We start from the raw sequence: 1,506 nt of genomic DNA on the forward strand, positions 1-1,506 counted from the left end.
GAGTTTCCATCATATCAAGCGGTTAAAAAAGGACCTTTGAGCCGGGAAATGGAAGAAGAACGGCGAAGTTGTTTTGTTGCAATCACCAGAGTTCAAGAAACTCTATGTTTGAGTTATGCAAAAAAATATAATGGTTATAAAAAGGTACCTTCACGTTTTATTGAGGAAATGGGATTATCACTTTATTAATAAAGATTTTAATTGAGAATTTGTATCATTTTTTTAATTGCATCATTTTCACCCCATCCCCTCTCTCCTTATATTCCATAACCCCCAACAAACAATCTAAGAAATGAAACTCATCCACATCGCAGACACCCACTTAGGCTTAGCTGCGTTCTCCCGTCTCGATCCGGCCTCCGGAATGAATATGAGGGAGAAGCAGATTTACGATAATTTTCTGTCAGCGATAGATGTCATTATCAAACAAAAACCCGACGCCCTCGTCCATGCAGGAGATTTATTCGACGTCGTCAAACCCAAAACCAAAGCCTACACCACCGTCCTCGCCGCCCTCGGCCATCTCCACGAAGCCGGCATCCCCGTCATCGTCATAGCCGGCAACCACAGCATGACCAAGACCCGGTACACCGTTTCACCGTACGAGGTGCTGGACTACCACCCCTCGCGTCTCATCGCGGCGTTCCGCTTCCGGTACGAGAGCGTGGAGATCGGCGACACGATGTTCCACCTGCTGCCCAACATGCTCCGCCCGGAGGATTACCGGACGGAGTTCGAGAAGATCGAGATCAACAAATCGCACGCGAACGTCCTCGTCACCCACGGCCTCGCAACGCAGATCAAGGACAAGCGGCTCGCAACCGTTGCGGAGCACGAGCTGGACGGGACGATCCTTTCCGATACTTTCGATTACATCGCGCTCGGCCACTATCACCGCCAGTCGCAGGTGACGGATAATGCGTGGTACGCGGGCTCGACCGAGTTCCTCACCTACGGGGAGATCCATGATACGAAAGGCGGGCTCGTGGTGGATACGGCAAAGCCCCGTGAGGTGCAGCACCTGGATCTGCCAAAGACGCTGATGGCGGACTGCGGGACGATCAAGTGCGCGGGCGTCCATCCCGGGGATGTCACGGACGAGATCGTGCAGCGCGTTGAAAAGCTCGGCCTCCCGAAATATTCGATGGCGCAGGTGACGCTGGACGGGATGTCAAGGGAGCACGGCAAGGGCCTTGACCCCTATGTCCTCGCCCCGGTCCGCGAGCTCCTGCTCGACCTGAAGATCCGGATCAGGACGGAAGAGGAAGACAAGCCCGTGCCGCTCCAGCAGGACATCCGGATGGTGGATTACCTGCAGGAGTTCGCGGCATTTGTTGAGAAGAAGCAGCTCACGGGTAAGCAGCGGGAGTTCGTGCTCGCGAAAGGGAAGGATGTGCTGCAGGGCGTGATTGATGAGCACAGGGGGGGAGGCGAGTGAAATGAGATCGGTTATTGAGTTACACTCTTACGATCGTTGGAGCCTTCCCACCCCCTTCCGGGCGTCGA

2 protein-coding genes are annotated in these 1,506 nt (G+C 54.1%); both read left to right on the forward strand.

The features are described 5' to 3' along the window. A partial coding sequence (locus CW742_RS12690) for a 3'-5' exonuclease (protein WP_292420921.1) occupies nucleotides 1-189 on the forward strand: 189 nt, incomplete at its 5' end. A gap of 103 nt (nucleotides 190-292) precedes the next feature. Next, nucleotides 293-1,438 carry a DNA repair exonuclease gene (locus CW742_RS12695; protein WP_292420923.1) on the forward strand — a complete coding sequence of 382 codons (1,146 nt, stop codon included), beginning with the start codon at nucleotides 293-295 and terminating at the stop codon, nucleotides 1,436-1,438. Nucleotides 1,439-1,506: the final 68 nt, after the last annotated feature.

Origin of the sequence: Methanoregula sp. (genome assembly GCF_002835825.1) — an archaeon.
Taxonomy (GTDB): Archaea; Halobacteriota; Methanomicrobia; order Methanomicrobiales; family Methanospirillaceae; genus Methanoregula.